At 51.7% G+C, this 15,733-nt stretch carries 16 protein-coding genes; 6 read left to right on the forward strand and 10 right to left on the reverse strand.

The genetic code is table 11. The annotated features are described in order from the left end of the window. Window positions 1-151 precede the first annotated feature (151 nt). Window positions 152-1,351 carry a hypothetical protein gene (locus A0127_RS07900; protein WP_231855750.1) on the reverse strand — a complete coding sequence of 400 codons (1,200 nt, stop codon included), beginning with the start codon at window positions 1,349-1,351 and terminating at the stop codon, window positions 152-154. Window positions 1,352-1,532: 181 nt separating this feature from the next. After that, entirely contained in the window at window positions 1,533-2,603 is a 1,071-nt protein-coding gene (locus tag A0127_RS07905; RefSeq protein WP_062390116.1) for a M24 family metallopeptidase, read from the reverse strand. Window positions 2,604-2,730: 127 nt separating this feature from the next. On the opposite strand from A0127_RS07905, the gene A0127_RS07910 reads away from it, so the two are divergent. The 3 genes from A0127_RS07910 to A0127_RS07920 all read left to right on the forward strand — a co-directional run bounded on the left by A0127_RS07910 (window position 2,731) and on the right by A0127_RS07920 (window position 4,524). Next, entirely contained in the window at window positions 2,731-3,315 is a 585-nt protein-coding gene (locus A0127_RS07910; RefSeq protein WP_054841243.1) for a 50S ribosomal protein L15e, read from the forward strand. Window positions 3,316-3,406: 91 nt separating this feature from the next. Next, complete coding sequence (locus A0127_RS07915; RefSeq protein WP_062390120.1) at window positions 3,407-3,862, forward strand: RNA-binding protein; 456 nt, start codon at window positions 3,407-3,409, stop codon at window positions 3,860-3,862. Beyond that, window positions 3,859-4,524 carry a Ribonuclease P protein component 3 gene (locus tag A0127_RS07920; protein ID WP_062390123.1) on the forward strand — a complete coding sequence of 222 codons (666 nt, stop codon included), beginning with the start codon at window positions 3,859-3,861 and terminating at the stop codon, window positions 4,522-4,524. The genes A0127_RS07915 and A0127_RS07920 overlap by 4 nt, the downstream gene beginning before the upstream one ends. On the opposite strand, the gene A0127_RS07925 is transcribed toward A0127_RS07920, so the two are convergent. From A0127_RS07925 to A0127_RS07935, 3 genes are all read right to left on the reverse strand, one after another. After that, complete coding sequence (locus tag A0127_RS07925; RefSeq protein WP_062390125.1) at window positions 4,521-5,846, reverse strand: TrpB-like pyridoxal phosphate-dependent enzyme; 1,326 nt, start codon at window positions 5,844-5,846, stop codon at window positions 4,521-4,523. The genes A0127_RS07920 and A0127_RS07925 overlap by 4 nt on opposite strands. A 359-nt stretch (window positions 5,847-6,205) precedes the next feature. Further along, window positions 6,206-7,000, reverse strand: coding sequence for a hypothetical protein (locus tag A0127_RS07930; protein ID WP_156471183.1), 795 nt, complete (start codon window positions 6,998-7,000; stop codon window positions 6,206-6,208). A 4-nt stretch (window positions 7,001-7,004) separates the two neighbouring features. Further along, on the reverse strand, window positions 7,005-7,451 hold the full coding sequence (locus tag A0127_RS07935) for a hypothetical protein (RefSeq protein WP_062390129.1): 447 nt from the start codon (window positions 7,449-7,451) through the stop codon (window positions 7,005-7,007). A 71-nt stretch (window positions 7,452-7,522) separates the two neighbouring features. Here A0127_RS07935 and nikR point away from each other — a divergent pair, with 71 nt between their 5' ends. Beyond that, window positions 7,523-7,939 carry a nickel-responsive transcriptional regulator NikR gene (gene nikR, locus A0127_RS07940; RefSeq protein ID WP_062390132.1) on the forward strand — a complete coding sequence of 139 codons (417 nt, stop codon included), beginning with the start codon at window positions 7,523-7,525 and terminating at the stop codon, window positions 7,937-7,939. Here nikR and rqcH read toward each other — a convergent pair. Then, window positions 7,936-9,888, reverse strand: coding sequence for a ribosome rescue protein RqcH (gene rqcH / locus A0127_RS07945; protein ID WP_062390137.1), 1,953 nt, complete (start codon window positions 9,886-9,888; stop codon window positions 7,936-7,938). The two genes, nikR and rqcH, sit on opposite strands and share 4 nt — an antisense overlap. 56 nt (window positions 9,889-9,944) lie before the next feature. Beyond that, window positions 9,945-10,199, reverse strand: a complete 255-nt coding sequence (locus A0127_RS07950; RefSeq protein ID WP_062390141.1) for a hypothetical protein — start codon at window positions 10,197-10,199, stop codon at window positions 9,945-9,947. Between the two features lie 139 nt (window positions 10,200-10,338). Between A0127_RS07950 and A0127_RS07955 the strand changes: the two genes are divergently transcribed. Together A0127_RS07955 and A0127_RS07960 are read left to right on the forward strand one after the other, a co-directional pair. Beyond that, window positions 10,339-12,390: a 1,4-alpha-glucan branching protein gene (locus A0127_RS07955; protein ID WP_062390144.1), complete on the forward strand. Its 2,052-nt coding sequence runs from the start codon at window positions 10,339-10,341 to the stop codon at window positions 12,388-12,390. 56 nt (window positions 12,391-12,446) lie between these two features. Next, on the forward strand, window positions 12,447-12,764 hold the full coding sequence (locus A0127_RS07960; protein ID WP_062390148.1) for a P-II family nitrogen regulator: 318 nt from the start codon (window positions 12,447-12,449) through the stop codon (window positions 12,762-12,764). On the opposite strand, the gene A0127_RS07965 is transcribed toward A0127_RS07960, so the two are convergent. From A0127_RS07965 to A0127_RS10615, 3 genes are all read right to left on the reverse strand, one after another. Next, window positions 12,761-13,495, reverse strand: a complete 735-nt coding sequence (locus A0127_RS07965) for a hypothetical protein (protein ID WP_062390151.1) — start codon at window positions 13,493-13,495, stop codon at window positions 12,761-12,763. The two genes, A0127_RS07960 and A0127_RS07965, sit on opposite strands and share 4 nt — an antisense overlap. Before the next feature lie 162 nt (window positions 13,496-13,657). Further along, window positions 13,658-15,217: a sodium-dependent transporter gene (locus tag A0127_RS07970; RefSeq protein ID WP_062390154.1), complete on the reverse strand. Its 1,560-nt coding sequence runs from the start codon at window positions 15,215-15,217 to the stop codon at window positions 13,658-13,660. Window positions 15,218-15,359: 142 nt separating this feature from the next. Continuing rightward, window positions 15,360-15,611: a hypothetical protein gene (locus A0127_RS10615; protein WP_197463572.1), complete on the reverse strand. Its 252-nt coding sequence runs from the start codon at window positions 15,609-15,611 to the stop codon at window positions 15,360-15,362. Window positions 15,612-15,733 lie beyond the last annotated feature (122 nt).

A 15,733-nucleotide genomic window follows, 5' to 3' on the forward strand; every position in this document is an offset into this window, starting at 1 on the left:
ACTCCAGAATAGGGGGGTTGTCTGAATAATCAGAGCGAAACGTCCGCTGAACGGTGGAGAAGGTACTCCCCCCTCATCGGCATCGGAGCGAGTAGCAGTTTTGAGTATTTAAGTTTTTTGGAATCCAAATCAAAAAGAAAAGGGGAAGCTATCAGGCGTGCTTAACTATGAAGCTCTCAACGTCTTCGAGTAGGTCGAGGGCTGTGAGCAGGTGGGCCTTGGCCTCGGCTTTCTTTACGCGCTTGAGGAGCTCCGCGCTGAGGCGAACCTCCTGGGCTGCTGTCTTGAGCTTGAGCTGGGCAGCCCTGGTGTCAACGCCCTTTCTGTAGAGCTTGGCTAGTGCCTTAGCATCTTTTCCAATGCGCTCGTGGAGGCCCTTGATGAGCATCGCCATGTCCTTCATTTCTTCCCTGACTTCCCTCTCGTGGGCCTTCCTCTTTATGAAGTGGATGGCCTTGTAGAACTCCTTAACTGTCTCTTTGTTGGCAATTATGACGTCGAGCGCTTCCGTGTAGTTGCCCTGGTCGGCCAGCTCCTTGACCTGCTCGTAGACGCTCTGGAACGCCTCTAGCCTCTCCTGGAGTTTGGTTGCATTTCTCCCGCTCTCGTTGGCCCTCTCTATGATTCTCTGGGCTATCTCTATGCCCTTCTCACCGCGCTTGAGGAATTCGTCAACGATCTTATCGGCATTGGCATAGGCGAGCTCCTTCCTTATCTCCATCAGCTTCTCATCGAGCCCCTTCTTGAGCTCCCTCGCAACCTCGAGGTCTTCCCTGGCTTTCTCAAGGTCTCTGTTCTTTATGTCCTCCATGACCTGCCTGTAGGCTTCCTTTGTCTGGTTGAGGAGCTGGGGCGCGTCTCCAACGTTTATCCCTTCCTCCTGGGCCTTTCTGATGGTCTTCTCAGCGGCTTTGAAGTAGGCCTGCATCCTCCTGAGCTCCTCCTGGATCCTCTCCCTGACATCGTTTCTCACGTTCTTGGCCTTCTCAAGGATAACCTTGTAGTGCCTCATAGCAAGGATGCCGTTTGCTATTGCACCCTCGTAGTTCCCATTCTGGTAGTCCTGGATGGCAACCTCACGGTATTCCTCAGCCTTCTGGTAGTGCTCGAAGACCGTTGAGTTCTCACTGACGTTTGTCTTCTCAATTATCATTGATGTTATATTGTGGAGCCTCTCAAGGGCGGAGACTATGTGCTCTGCTACAGCCTGCATCTCGGTGGTACTGTTGTCCTGGATTTCCGGCGGCAGTGGGGCCGTCCCGGCCTCGTCTGCAAGTGCCATCCCTGCCGGGACTATGCTCCCCAGCAGGAGGCCTATTATCAACCATACCTTCAGCCACCTCATGGCCATCACCTCGATAGTGTGTAGTGCTGAACTCCTATTTTAGGGACACGGTGAAAAAGCCTCTGAAACGCACGTTTCGAACGTTTGATAAGAATTTAGAGCTTTGTTGGGTAAAAAATGTCAAAAAACAAGCAATTTAGTTGAATGGAACACTGAGAACCGAGCTGGAACAAAAAATTTGGAAAGGTTACAGGATTATCAGCTCCCTATTCGCCTTGGTCAGTCTCTCCCCCTTATCTCCAACCACAACAACGTCGTCCTCTATCCTCACACCGGCGAGGCCAGGTACGTAAATGCCAGGCTCTATCGTGAACGTCATACCTCTTTCAAGGGCTACCTCTCCATCCGGGCCGATGTAAGGTTCTTCGTGGACGTCAAGGCCGAGGCCGTGTCCTGTTCTGTGAGTGAAGTACTCTCCGTAGCCTGCCCTTGCTATCGTCTCCCTCGCGGCCCTATCAATTTCTTTGGCCTTTATTCCCTCTCTGACCGCCTGGAAGGCGTTTTCCTGCGCTTCTTTCACTATCTCGTATATTTCGACGAGTTTTTCATCGGGCTTTCCGATGGCTACTGTCCTAGTTATGTCCGAACAGTAGCCCTTCCACTTGGCCCCGTAGTCGAGGATAACCATGTCACCCTTCCGTATCCTTCTGTCGCCCGGCTCGTGGTGGGGGTTCGCTCCGTTCTCACCGCTCGCCACTATCGGCTCGAATGAAATTCCGTCGCTCAGCTCCCGTATTCTGAGCTCTATCCTGAGTGCAAGTTCCTTCTCGGTCATTCCAATGATGTCCCAGCTCAGTATTTCCTCGAACACCCTGTCCACTACTTCTGCGGCCTTTTGCATAAGCCTAAGCTCCTCCTCGTCTTTCCGCATTCTTAGTTCCCTCATCAGCATGCTGAGCGGATAGGGGTCGAAGCTGTTTCTGCTGTGGAAAATCCCGATGAGCCAGTCAGCGCGCATGGTGTTCTCTATCAGGACTTTTCCACGGATTCCAAGCTCTTTCATTATCGTCTCAAGCTTTGAGTAGGGGTTTTCACCGTCCCTCCAGAACGTAACTGGAAAGTCCCCGATAACGTTCTGGTAGAGGCTCGGAGCGAGGAGGTGGTACTCCCCATCTGGGTTGACCGCGAGGACTGTAAGCCTTTCACCAGCCTCGTGAATGTTTATTCCGGTGAGGTAGTAGAAGTTCGCCCCAGGGCTTATCAGGGCCCCGTTGAAGCCTCTTTCTTCCATCAAGGCGGCCAGTTTTTCTATGCGCATGTGCACCACCGGTTCTGATATTCCGCAACCCTTAAAAACTCACCCTCGAACCTCGAGCGACTAGGCGGGGCGAACCCGCGGGATGTTCCCGTAAGGGAGAACCACAAACAGGGAAGAGGTGAACGAGATGGGGATGTACAAGTACATTAGGGAAGCCTGGAAGAGCCCGAAGAAGAGCTACGTGGGAGAGCTCCTCAAGAAGAGGATGATCCAGTGGAGGAGGGATCCTGTAGTTAAGAGGATTGAGAGGCCGACGAGGCTTGACAGGGCCAGGAGCCTCGGCTACCAGGCCAAGCAGGGCTACGTCGTCGTCCGCGTCCGCGTTAGGAGAGGCGGAAGGAAGAGGCCCAGGTGGAAGGGCGGAAGAAAGCCCTCCAAGATGGGTATGGTCAAGTACTCACCGAAGAAGAGCCTCCAGTGGATAGCCGAGGAGAAGGCCGCTAGGAAGTTCCCGAACCTCGAGGTCCTCAACTCCTACTGGGTCGGCGAAGACGGTATGTACAAGTGGTTTGAGGTCATTCTCGTTGACCCACACCACCCGGTCATCAAGAGCGACCCGAAGATAGCGTGGATAGCCGGTAAGGCCCACAAGGGCAGGGTCTTCCGCGGACTTACAAGCGCTGGTAAGAGGAGCCGCGGCCTGCTCAACAAGGGTAAGGGCGCCGAGAAGGTCAGGCCCAGCATAAGGGCCCACCAGGGTAAGGGTAAGTGATTTCCTTTCTCCTCTTCTCTTAACTTTGGTCTGAACTGTTCGTCCAAAGAATGTTTTTAAGTCCAGTTTACAACCTGTTCCGGTGAGAAAGATGGCACAGCTTAGAGCGCACCACGTCAGGCTTACCACGTTCATTCAGGCCACTGAGGACGAGGACAAAGTTCTCGATGCGATAGCGACTTTCATACCGGAGGAGATAGACGAGGACGACGTCCTCTTTGACATCCTCGAAACTGAGGGATACTTCGGGAACCCGATAAAGGTGGTGAACGTCGAGATAAAGAGGAGCAGAGCGGTAAGAAAGTTCCTGGAGTACTTCAAGGAACTGCTAAGCGAGGGCGACAAGAGGTATCTCCTCGACCACCTCGATGAGAAGGTTGACGAGGAGGGGACTTTCTACGTCCGCTTCAACAAGCAGAAGGCCTACCTCGGGGAGGCAGAGGTTGACGAGGGGCCCGACGTCATCCAGGTTAGGATAAAGGTCAAGGCCTTTCCGATGAGGAAGGAAGCGGTCGTCAAAGCGATTAGGGAGTGGCTGGAGGAATGAGGGAGGAAGAAGTTTCTTTTTCGCGGGACTATTTTGTCGAGATGGACGTTAGGAGTGAAGAGGCCTACGAACTGGCAAGCGAATGGTTTGACGAAGTTGTCTTCACGAAGAAGCTCGTCCTCGAAAGCCCTCCAGATTGGGACTCCCTGAAAGATGAACTCAAAGAGCTCCGTGGAAAGTACGGAAAGGTCGCTATTCTACTCGTAACCAAAAAGCCGAGCCTGATAAGGGAGGTGAAGAACAGGAACCTCAAGGCCCTCATCTACGTCCAGGGCGGCGATATGAGGATAAACAGGATGGCCATAGAGAGCGGCGTTGACGCTTTGATTAGCCCCTGGTTCGGCAGGAAGGATCCGGGCTTTGACCATACCCTGGCTAGGATGGCCGCGAGACGGGGAGTTGCGGTGGGATTCTCCCTTTCGCCGCTCCTCAATACTAATCCCTACGGGAGAGCGCAGATTCTCCGCTTTATGATGAAGACGTGGCAACTGGTGAGGAAGTACCGCGTTTTGAGGTTCCTCACTTCCTCAGCTGAAAGCAGGTGGGAAGTGAGGGGTCCGAGGGATTTGATGAGCCTTGGGATAAACATGGGGATGGAAATTCCTGAGGCGAGGGCGAGTCTGAACTTCTACCCGAGAAAAATATTGGGAAAGCTGGGCTAACCATCCAAAGCTGGGAAGTAATCTGGCTCGTAGTCTTGGAGCCTACCATCAAGGTAGTCCTCGTAGCCCTGTAAGTCGAGGAGGCCGTGTCCGCTGAGGTTGAACAGGATGACTTCTTCTCTGCCCTCTTTCTTCGCCTGAAGGGCGCGGTCTATGGCTCCTTTGATGGCATGGGCGCTTTCCGGGGCGGGGATTATACCCTCGGTCTTTGCGAAGAGGTGAGCCGCCTGGAAGACCTCGTTCTGGTGGTAGGCAACGGGCTTCACTATTCCGTGGTTTATCAGGATGCTAAGAGTTGGTGCAAGTCCGTGATAGCGGAGGCCGCCAGCGTGTATCGGCGGGACGTAGTAGGTGTGGCCTAGTGTGTGCATCTTCATTTTCGGTGTGTATCCCCCGGAGTCACCGTAGTCGTACTTGTAAACACCCCTTGTCATCGAGGGAGCGGCTTTGGGTTCAACCGCTATGAACTCGTAATCTGCCTTTCCGCTCAGGACATCCCTGACGAAGGGGTAAGCTAAGCCGGCGAAGTTGCTTCCGCCACCGACGCAACCAATTATTACATCCGGCTCCTCAAATTCTTTCATATGCTCCTGCGCCTCAAGACCGATAACAGTCTGGTGCATTAGGACGTGGTTGAGGACGCTTCCCAGGGCGTAGCGGGCCTTTTCGTCCTTCAGGACATCTTCAATGGCCTCACTTATCGCTATTCCCAATCCACCGGGGTGGTTGGGATCCTCAGCTAGGAACCTCCGCCCTACCTCCGTTCTGTCGCTCGGACTCGGATAGATTTCCGCTCCATACAAGCGCATTATGGTCTTTCTATAGGGCTTCTGCTGGTAGCTCGCCCTTGCCATGTAAACCCTAACCTTCAGCCCAAGGAGCGCTCCAGCTAAACTCAAAGCGGTTCCCCACTGGCCCGCTCCCGTTTCCGTTACAAGTCTCTCTATTCCCTGTTTTTTGGCGTAGTAGGCCTGGGCTAAAGCGGTGTTTATCTTGTGGCTTCCGGTTACGGTTGCCCCCTCAAACTTGAAGTATATCCTTGCTGGAGTATTCAGGGCCTTCTCAAGGTTCGTGGCGCGATAAAGCGGTGTTGGGCGGCCTATTTTGGAGTAGAGCTCTCTGACTTCTTTCGAGATTCCAATGTACCTCTCCGTGCTTATTTCCTGCTTCACCAGCTCCCCAGCGAAAATCCTGAAGAGCTTCTCCGGCTCTATCGGCTCGTCCGTCTCGGGGTCGAGCGGCGGTGCCAGCGGCTCTGGTAAGTCCGGCAAGATGTTGTACCACTTCTTTGGTATTTTCGAATCGGGCAGAACGGCTTTCATTCTACCACCTCCGGGGTTTTTGAGCTAAAAGCTTTGGAAAGAACAAGTCCCAAAAACGAGGGAATAATGAGCGTGAAAGCTGTGAAGACGGATAACATTAGGGCTAGACAAGAAGTTTTGCCCCTTTCACAGCAGAGGCCAAAAACAAGCCCCCCTACTCACTCCAAAAGCAATCCCGCCCGTCAGTTTTCAGACTAACTCTCTTGAGAAGGAGCAAACTCTTAACGCCAAAAACAATCACTCCTGGCACTCATTGGGCATCGTAGTTCCGAAGAGTTCAGGCTTTATATGTCTTTTGCTCGCATATTGGTAAAAATGACAGGAAAAGGCAGAAACAGAACTAAAATTTTGACGTTTTGTTACCTTATTGAGGGGCCACTTAGTATCTCTTCAATTTTTCTTACATCGGCTTTTCTTCCTTTCAGAGCTATTAATACTCTGTAATCCTCAGCGTCGCCCTGGAGAAAGTGCAGACCTCTGTCCTCTTTTTTCATGAGGTATTCAGCGTATTTCACCTGATCTTCGCTTGAGTACAGGAGCATCAACACTTCAACGCCGTCACCGACGTTGACTTTAAAGTTCATCTTTGATAGGTACCAATCGGGCATCGGTCCCGTCCAGGTTCCAGCCCCTACTGAGATATTGTTTTCCATAAGTTTGTTTGCCACATACATTGTTTGCCTTAGAAGTATTATCTCAGGGGTTGGGGACTTTATCGGGCTTGAATCCAGGGGTCTGCCACAGAGCCAGTGCTCTTCCGTTGCGTTGATGACGTCATTTGGTTTTCCCCTAATCGAAAGGAAGTGAGTGCCGTTATACGCCAGGTAGTAGGCCTTCTCGGCTTTTACCCACAGGCTCCACTGGCATGAGATGTTGCTCCAGTTCCCGGAGTTTATAGAGTATCCCAGGAGCTTTAACTGCTTTAATGAATCTCCGTAAACTCGGGAAGCTGCTTGAGTGGTTGTATTTGCTATCTCGACGTCCCCTACCTTAACCCACGTCAGGTTGTCGAGAACTGGAGGGTCCGAAAGGCCCCAAAGCGGAGGTTTTGGGACTGGCTCTATCCTGTAATACTCCCAGTACCAAACAGCACTTAAAACTATCAACACAGCTAGTATGAGACCAATGATTTTTGGAAACCTGCTCATTCCCACCACCCTATGCGGCCTCGGTCTGTTCGTATGGACTCTCGCCCTTTCTGTGCTTCATAAGGAGGGAGTACATAAACTCCCTCAGGTCTGGACTCATCCCATCGTCAAGCAGGATGTCAGCCTTTCCCCTGTATAACTTCTCTGCCTTTGTAGTCAGCAGTGCTATCTTTGGAGTCAGATACTCCAGAAGGGCCTTTCCCATTTCAGCGAACTCTTCCTCACTTAGTTCTTCGTCAGTCTCAAAGGCGATATAGACAACGAAGTACTTCATTTGAACAGCCAGAACACTCCCATTCTCAGTTACCTCGAAGAACGAAAAGTTGTACGTGCTTGATTTAACTCTCGCCAGGAGCAATCCCTTTATAGATACTGTGAGGGGGTTCCCCTCTAACTCAAAAATTAGATCCTCGGCGAATTCCTCCTTCGCTATTTGATAGAGCTCCTCGACTCCCATTCTTATCCCTCACCGAGACTATTCTTCGAACACCTTTTTAACTTCTGCGAGAACATCGTAAAGGTGGTGGCATGAGGATCATAAGATTTGGTGTGTCCGTGCCTGGAGAACTCCTCGAGAAGTTTGACCAGATAATAGCGGAGAAGGGCTACGTTAACAGGAGCGAAGCGATAAGGGACCTTATGAGGGACTTCATAGTGCGGCACGAGTGGGAGGCGGGAGATCAGGAAGTCGCAGGGACGATAACGATGCTCTACAACCATGACGAGGCTGACGTTGTTAAGGAGCTCCTCGACCTTCAGCATGATTACCTCAACGAGATAATCTCGAGCATTCACGTCCATATGGACGAGCACAACTGCCTTGAGGTGGTCATAGTCAAAGGAAAGGCTAAGAGGATAAAAGAAATCGCGGATAGGCTCCTGAGCCTCAAGGGAGTGAAGCACGGCAAACTCGTCATGACGGGAACTGGGAAGGAACTCCTCTAACCCACTACTTCCACTATCTCTCCTCCTCCCGGGGGGAGGATAGCGTTCAGGTCTTCTTCCCTTATCTCGTAGCCCCACTTCTTGAGTATTCCGCGGAGCTTCTTCACGAGCTCTCCTTTCTTCATCGATCCGGGCCTTATGACGATGTATCTATTGGTGTGAGCCTTGAGGGCCTCAACCGGCGCACAGACGACGTATTCTTCGCCCTCGTGGTTTATCACACCCACAGCCAGCTTGAGCGGAAGGCCGTGCATCCAGTTCCTCTTTCCGTAGACCATGAAGGCGCCCTTACCGAGGTACTCGCCGCTCGGGGCCTGCTTCGTGACCTGGTTGGGATAGGCCCAGTAGGCGTCGGCAGAGTATAGGCCCTGGCTCCAGGCCTTGCTCATGGAAACTGCGAACTGACAGGCCTCGAAGATTGTCTTCTCCCCGGCCTTCTGGCCGTTCTTTATGACGACGTGCGGAGCGCCGTAAACGTCCGCGTGGCAGTAGAGGTCGTTATCGTCCATGTGCTTCTTGACGAGAACCTCGTTGGTGCTCGCGTCCTTTCCTGCCAGAACTAGGAAGCCCTCACTTGAGATGAACCAGCGGAACTTCTCGAACCACTTCCTCTTTCTCCTCTCGAGCTTCTTCACTTTCAGCTCCTTCTTCTGCTCTTCCTCAATTAGCTTTTCCACTTCCTCCAGCTTCCTCTTCGTGTCTTCGTAGGCCTTCAGAGCACCCTCGTACTTGTGCCTGAACTTCTTGGCCTTTTCATAATAAAATTCGGCGTTCTCGCCTATGCTCTTCTCAAGGTAGAGCTTCACCTTTTTGCCGTCGAGCTCTATCGTTACGGCCTTCTCCTTCGGGTCTGTCCCTTTGACCATCAGCGCAACCTTGTTTCCTGCTTTCTTGCCCTCCTCTATCCTCCGCTTGAATTCATCCCAGCCGAGGCTTTCTGTGGCCTTCTTGAACTCCTCCAGAAGGCGCTCCACGAGGGCGTAGTTGGCGTAAATTGAATCTCCTATCTCCTGGTTCTCCTTCATACCCTTTTCGAATCCCTTGAGCATCTCCTCCTGCTTTTTGAGAGTAGCCATCAGCTGTCTCTTCTTCTCTTCGAGCTTCTTCGTCTGCTCTATTTTGGCCTTCTCGAGTGTTATCTTCCCAAAGTACTCATCCAGGGCCTCGCTAAATGTTGGGAAATAGCGCTTCTCGAACCCTTCATAGATTTTCAGCTCTATCGGGACGACGTCGTGCATAGCTCCGTCTTTGAAGACTATATTCGGCCTCGGTTCGTCGTTAAAAGTTTCGATCATTGCATCATAGACTCTCTTCAGGTCTTCGTCGCTTAGCTCCTTGACAGGCGTCGTCTTCTCGAAGCCTGCCCTTAGTGAGATTTCCTCCGCGTACATCCCGCCCATGTTGAGCTTTCTAGCTAAAGCCCTGACGAGCTCAAGCTCCTCATTTTCTCTCATCAGCTCAAGGAACCTCTCAAAAGACACTTCAAGAGGGTTCTCTCTGGCCGGGGGAAACTTGTACTCTGCCTTCGGCTTTATTGCCCTGTCCTTGTACTCTTCATAACGGAGCGCGGCGACTATTTTGTTTTCGGAATCCACGAGGATGATGTTGCCCCTCCTGAAGAGCTCGCCGATGAGTGTATAATCTCCAATTCTGATCTTGACAATTCTGTCGAACTGGTGCTGCTCTATGGCGTCTATGAAGCCGCCACCTAGGTGCTTCCTCAGGAGCATCGTGAAGCTCGAAGGGGTTTTTGGGGCCTCTTTGATGTAGCTCGTGAGGTGGAACCGCTTTCCCGCTTCTAGGATGAGGTCTGCCCTTCCTTCCCTCGTCCTCAGCTTGAACCTCACCTCGTCGCCATCGTGGTAAACCTTGTCAACGCGAGAACCGACCAGCCATTGAAGTTCGTGCACGATGTATCGTATGTCAATGCTGCTCATTTCTTCCTTCATTCTCTCACCCGAGAAAAGTTGAAAGGGGAGTTTATAAGGACTTATCTTTTGGGGAATTACCACGCAAAGGCTACAAGGATTGCCGCGGCTATTGCCAGAATGGCACGGTAGAAGTCGGACTTGGCACTTTCCAGAGCCTCGTCAAGAAAGACCCATGCCAGTCCAGCAACTCCTATGTCGAAGATAACTCCCCCAAGCTTCAAGACATCACTGAGGGGCATTGCAAGAGTCTTTATTATCGCCCCCAACAAGAGCACGCCAACGATACCCATCAAAATGCCCGGACCCGCTTCCTTTTTTAGGGACTCCATTGGGCTCACCTCCAATATTTAGCAGGTGACGTTAAATTAACTTTTCCCCAAAGTTGTTGATGTACATCTTTTTGCTGGGGCTCAATTGAGGACACGCTAACGTTAAATACTCAGGTGTGTAACCACTCCCGGTGATACCATGAGAGGATATCTGACTTTTGTCCTTCACACTCACATTCCCTACGTCAGGAAGCACGGAAAGTGGCCTTTCGGGGAGGAGTGGGTCTTTGAGGTGATAAGCGAGACTTACATCCCTCTGCTAATGGAGTTTGAGAGGCTCAGGGACTCGGGAGTAAAGTTCGGCATAGGGATAAACGTTACGCCGGTGCTGGCAGAACAGTTAACCGACGAGTACATGAAGAAGGCGTTTGAGGAGTACATGGAAAGAAAGCTGAAGGCAATGGAAGAGGACCTGAAGTTAGGGAAGTACGACGAGAAGGCAGTTTCTTACATGCTCAACTACTTCAAAAAGGTTTACGCATACTGGAAGGCAATAAATGGGAACATAATCGGCAAGCTGAAGGAGCTTCAGGATCAGGGCTACGTCGAGGTGATTACCTCTGCCGCGACCCACGGCTACCTCCCGCTCCTCGGAAGGGACGAGGCGATAAGGGCCCAGATAGCCAACGGTGTTGCAACCTATGAGAAGCACTTTGGAAGGAAGCCGAAGGGGATATGGCTTCCTGAATGTGCCTACCGTCCAGAAGGTGAGTGGGAGCTTCCGGGCGGGAGAAAGGTAAAAAGGCAGGGAATAGAAAAGTTCCTTGAGGAGTTCGGGCTGAAGTACTTCTTCGTGGAGAGCACGCTTATTGACGAGGGCCCGGCTAGCAAGGTCTACGGGGAGGTTCCCCTTGTCGAGACTGAAAAAACCACCCTGAGGCCCTACTGGATAAAGGGCTCAAACGTCGCTGTATTCGCCCGCAACAGAGAGACTGGCCACCAAGTATGGAGCGCCCACTACGGCTATCCTGGCGACTTCTGGTACAGGGAGTTCCACAAGAAGGCACCCAAGAGCGGCGGGCAGTACTGGAGGATAACGAGCAAGGAAGTTGACCTTGGCGAGAAGGAGTTCTACGACCCGGACAAGGCGATGGAGCGCGTTGAAGAGCACGCCAGGCACTTCGTCTCGCTAGTTGAGAGACTCCTGAGAGATCACGAGGAGAAGTTCGGCGAGAAGGGCATCATAGTTGCCCCTTACGATACCGAGCTCTTTGGCCACTGGTGGTTCGAGGGGGTTAAGTGGCTTGGAAGAGTTCTTGAGCTTCTCCACCAGCGGGGAATAGAGACACCGACGCTCTCAAGGTTCCTTGAGAAGTACTCAGGAGAAAAGCACGAAATAGAGCTTCCAGAGGGTTCCTGGGGGGCAAACTCCGACCATTCGACATGGTGGAACGAGGAGACTGAGTGGACATGGCCGCACATATACCGCGCGGAGGACAGGATGGTAGCAATAGCGAGCCGCTTCCGCGGAAGGGATAAGCTTATGGACAGGGCGATAGAGCAGCTGGCGAGGGAGCTTTTGATACTGGAGGCAAGCGACTGGCAGTTCCTAATAACGACCGGACAGGCAAAGGAGTACGCCAAGAGGAGGGTTATCATTCACAGCAGGGATTTCCACAGGCTTGCCAACGAACTGATAAAATACGTCAAGACCGGCGAGTTCGACGTTAAGCTCCTCGAAGAGCTTGAAGAACGCGACAATCCTTTCAGACCAATCGTTGTCGAGCCCTACGTCAGCGAAAACCCACCGGAGCTTGAGGAGTATGTTGAACCTCCTGAGGTTCCGCCCGAGAAAGATGATGCTGGGGAGAAACCCAAAGTTCTCACGGAGAAGGCGACTTCTCTGGCTCTAACCGTGAAGAGAGTCAAGCCCGTAAGGGGAGAGGCCAGAGACATCAAGAAAAAGGCCGTCGAAGCCTCAAAGAGGGGGAAGAGAAAGTCCTCAAAATCAAAGAAGTCGTCCAGAAAAGCGGATGCTTCTAAGAGAGTCACGACAGGCAAGAAAACTCTTTCTAACGAGCCTTCAGACCTGCTGTCCATAAAGGGCATCGGTCCGAAGACCTTCCAAAAGCTCAAGAGGGCCGGCGTTGAAACCATTGAAGACCTGAAGAACGCCGACATAGAAGACCTCGCCAGAAAGACCGGCATATCTACCAAGAGATTGAAAAAGTTCATAGCTCAAGTGGAGTGAGGTTTTACTTTTCGAAACCTTTTTGGCAACTTTTTCCAAATTATTCTGGTGGTATCATGAAGAAGGTTGAGGCAATTCTCAGGCCGGAAGACTTTGAGACTGTCAAGAAGGCGCTGAAGAGTGCGGGCTACGTTTCTTTAACGGCCTATCCAGTTCAGGGGCGCGGCGTTCAGGGTGGTATCCCGCCCTACGACCTTCTGCCGAAGATGAAGATCGAGATCGTTGTCCCAGACAAGGACGTTGAGGATGTCATTGGGATAATAGTGCGGCACGCCAGGAGGGGAACCCCCGGAGACGGCAAGATATTCGTGCTTCCAGTTTACGATGTCGTGAGAATAAGGACCGGGGAAAGGGGAGAGGAGGCCCTCCGCTAAAGGAAAGCGTGCCTGTGCTTGTAAAGCCCTACTGCGGCGCTGATCAGGAGGTAGAGTTCTACCGCTGCGAGGAGCGTTAGGACGACAAGGTATCCCTGCGCAAAGGTAGTGCTCTTGTTAAGGTGTCCAGCTATCTCCGCGATCTTTGCTGGATCGTTGAGGGCCCTGATTCCGTAGCTTGCCGCCATTGCGCCGACTATCAGGGGTATTGGTATTGCTGAATATGCCAGCAGAAGCCCGAGGTAGCCCCTCCTCTGAAGGGCAAGCATCGAGAGTATTATCGGTATCGCAAGGATTAGAGCCGTCACCGCCAGGAATTGATTCAAGTAAATCCCCGTGAGGATGAAGAACGACGTCATCCCGAAGATGTACTTCCGATACACTTTTTTCAGCTCGGCCAGTTTTTCTGGCTTGAAGTCGTACTCAGCTGAACGGGAGTAAAGCTCGATCCGGTTGACCATTTTCAGATACTCTTTCTTCCCCATCTCCTCGATTTTCTTGTCAATGCTCGCCAGCTTTACCTCTTTTGCCTTCTTCCTGAAGAACTCTGCAAGTTCCTCGTTGTCCTTCTCAGATTCCTCAGCCAGCTTTTTGAAATTCGCCGCCGCGTTTTTAAGTTTGGTTTTAACGGCCTCCTTCTCTTTCTCCGAGAGCACTTTGAGCCTGTCGACTTTATCGAGTGTGGACTCAAGAACCTCGGCTGTCTCCAGAAGAATATCCCTGCTTTTCACGAGAACACCCCCAAATCAAAAAGGGAAAGAAGGGATTTAATACCTTATCCTTTCGCTTCCTTCTCGGCGCTTAGGAGCTTGCTAACGCTCCAGTACACCATGCCGAGAATTACTGCCCATGCTATCAACATGTAGATTACCCAGCTCTCCATTGCCATCACCTCAGACCTTGATGATTACCTCGTTCTTGTCGAGCTCCTCTTTGTACTTCTTCTTGATTGCGTAGTAGCTCTCGATGGCACCGAGGATCCACATGAGGATTATTGCCAGTCTAGCCGGCCACTCAAGGGTCGTCTGAACCAGCGGCTTGAAGTAGCCGATCATGGGTATCAGGAGCAGCAGCGGTGCGATGTAGAGGGTAACCCACTTGTAGAACTCTGGAACCCTGATCCAGGCTCCCTCATGAAGCTCCCTCCAGAAGTTGTCGGGTTTGAAGAGGTACACTGCAATGATTATGTCAAAGAACGCCAGCAGAGTTAGCTGGAAGCTTACCCATGCGTCGACCTGATCCATGTAGCCGTTGATGTAGATGACTGGGAGACCCGCTATGAGGTACACGAGGAATATCACCCATGTACCCACTGACCTCTTGATGTGCATGTCCTCTTCGAGCATTGCGACGAGGTAGTTGTACATTGCTATGGCTGAGGTGAATCCAGCGAACCACAGCAGGAGGAACCAGAGGGCGCCGAAGAGCCTTCCTATGTCGCCCATGCTGACGAAGACGTTCGGAAGGCTGGTGTACGAGAATCCAAGGCCGAACTTCTGGCCTATCCATTCGAGTGCGGCGGTCTTGCCCTGCTGGAGAACATCGGGTGGAACTATCTTCGGAGCGTAGGCGGTGGCGAGCGGTATGGCTATTGAACCACCGAGAACGACCTCGGCGAACTCATTGAGTGAAACGGTGGCTATACCTGAGAGAGCTACATCATCCTTCGGGCCGAGGTAGCTGGCGTAGTTCTGGATTATGCCCATACCGAGGGACAGCGTGAAGAATATCTGCCCGGTCGCGGCCAACATGACCTGCCAGAGGTGGTCGCCGAGGTAGCTCCAGTTCGGAGTCCAGATGAAGCGGAAGCCGTCTATGGTGCTCCAGTTCGGGTCAACTGGGGAGCCTAGGGTGAATATGTATATTATCATTAGGATTGCAAAGATGTACAGGAGCGGCATCATTACCTTGACCCAGCGCTCGATACCCTTGCTGACACCTTGGCCGACTGCAATCGCAAGCAGAATCACCGTTATGCCCCAGAAGAGCATGACCTGGCCGTGGTTGCTTAAGTAGTTGCTGAAGAATTCCCCTGTGGGCTGTCCGAAGTAGGAACCTGCCGCGCTGAAGTATGTGTAAGCGGCCGACCATCCGATCAGGTGCAGGTAGTAGCTGTTGAGGAGCACGGTCAGTGAGAATGCCAGCATTCCTGATATCACACCGAACCAGAACGCGCTCCTGGGCTTGAGGCTCTCCCTTGCCATGAGGTAATACGTTGGGCCGAGGGTACCGTGACCATACTTGCCACCGTAGCGACCGGCAACCCACTCAACCCACATCACTGGAATACCTAAGAAGAACAGCGCTATGAAGTACGGCACCATGAAGGCGCCGCCACCGTTTTGGGCAACTTGGGTTGGGAATCTCACGAAGTTACCGAGACCGACTGCGTTTCCAGCCATGGCCAAAATTAAACCGAGCTTGGTCGCCCATTGATCCCTTTGGGCTTCCATTATATCTCACCTCCGATTCCGTTGGTATTTAATTGGACTTACGTGCCCATAGTACGGGCACTTTGTATATATTCAGTCGTGGTATAAAAAGCTTTTGAACGGTAGTTTTCGACAAAAGACGATTTACTTGGGCGTAAAATAATCAATATCCAATTTTTGTCACTTTTTCAAATCTATCTTGACTCGTTATGTGGTTTTTAGACATCCCGACAATTTTTGAAACGGGCGGAAAAATCGTTTTAAACACGACTTCCCTATGGCCTGTTGCCCGATGATTGGAAAGAGAGTGAGCTGAGATGTGATGACCGACTTCTCGCTGAGGGCATTTCATCATTTTTATGAACTTTGGTGAACGTAAAAGTCCTTCAGTGTATAAAAATTTCTCGATGTACATCGCTTCTTTTGGCGAAATCCCCGAGAATTAGCCTTTATTCTTTTGGAAATTTAACTATTTAACTTTTTGTTCAAAACAGACTGTTTTCCAGCCTGTTTATCGAAAGGTTTATATATGCAAAC

It is taken from the genome of Thermococcus peptonophilus (assembly GCF_001592435.1).
Lineage (GTDB): Archaea > Methanobacteriota_B > Thermococci > Thermococcales > Thermococcaceae > Thermococcus > Thermococcus peptonophilus.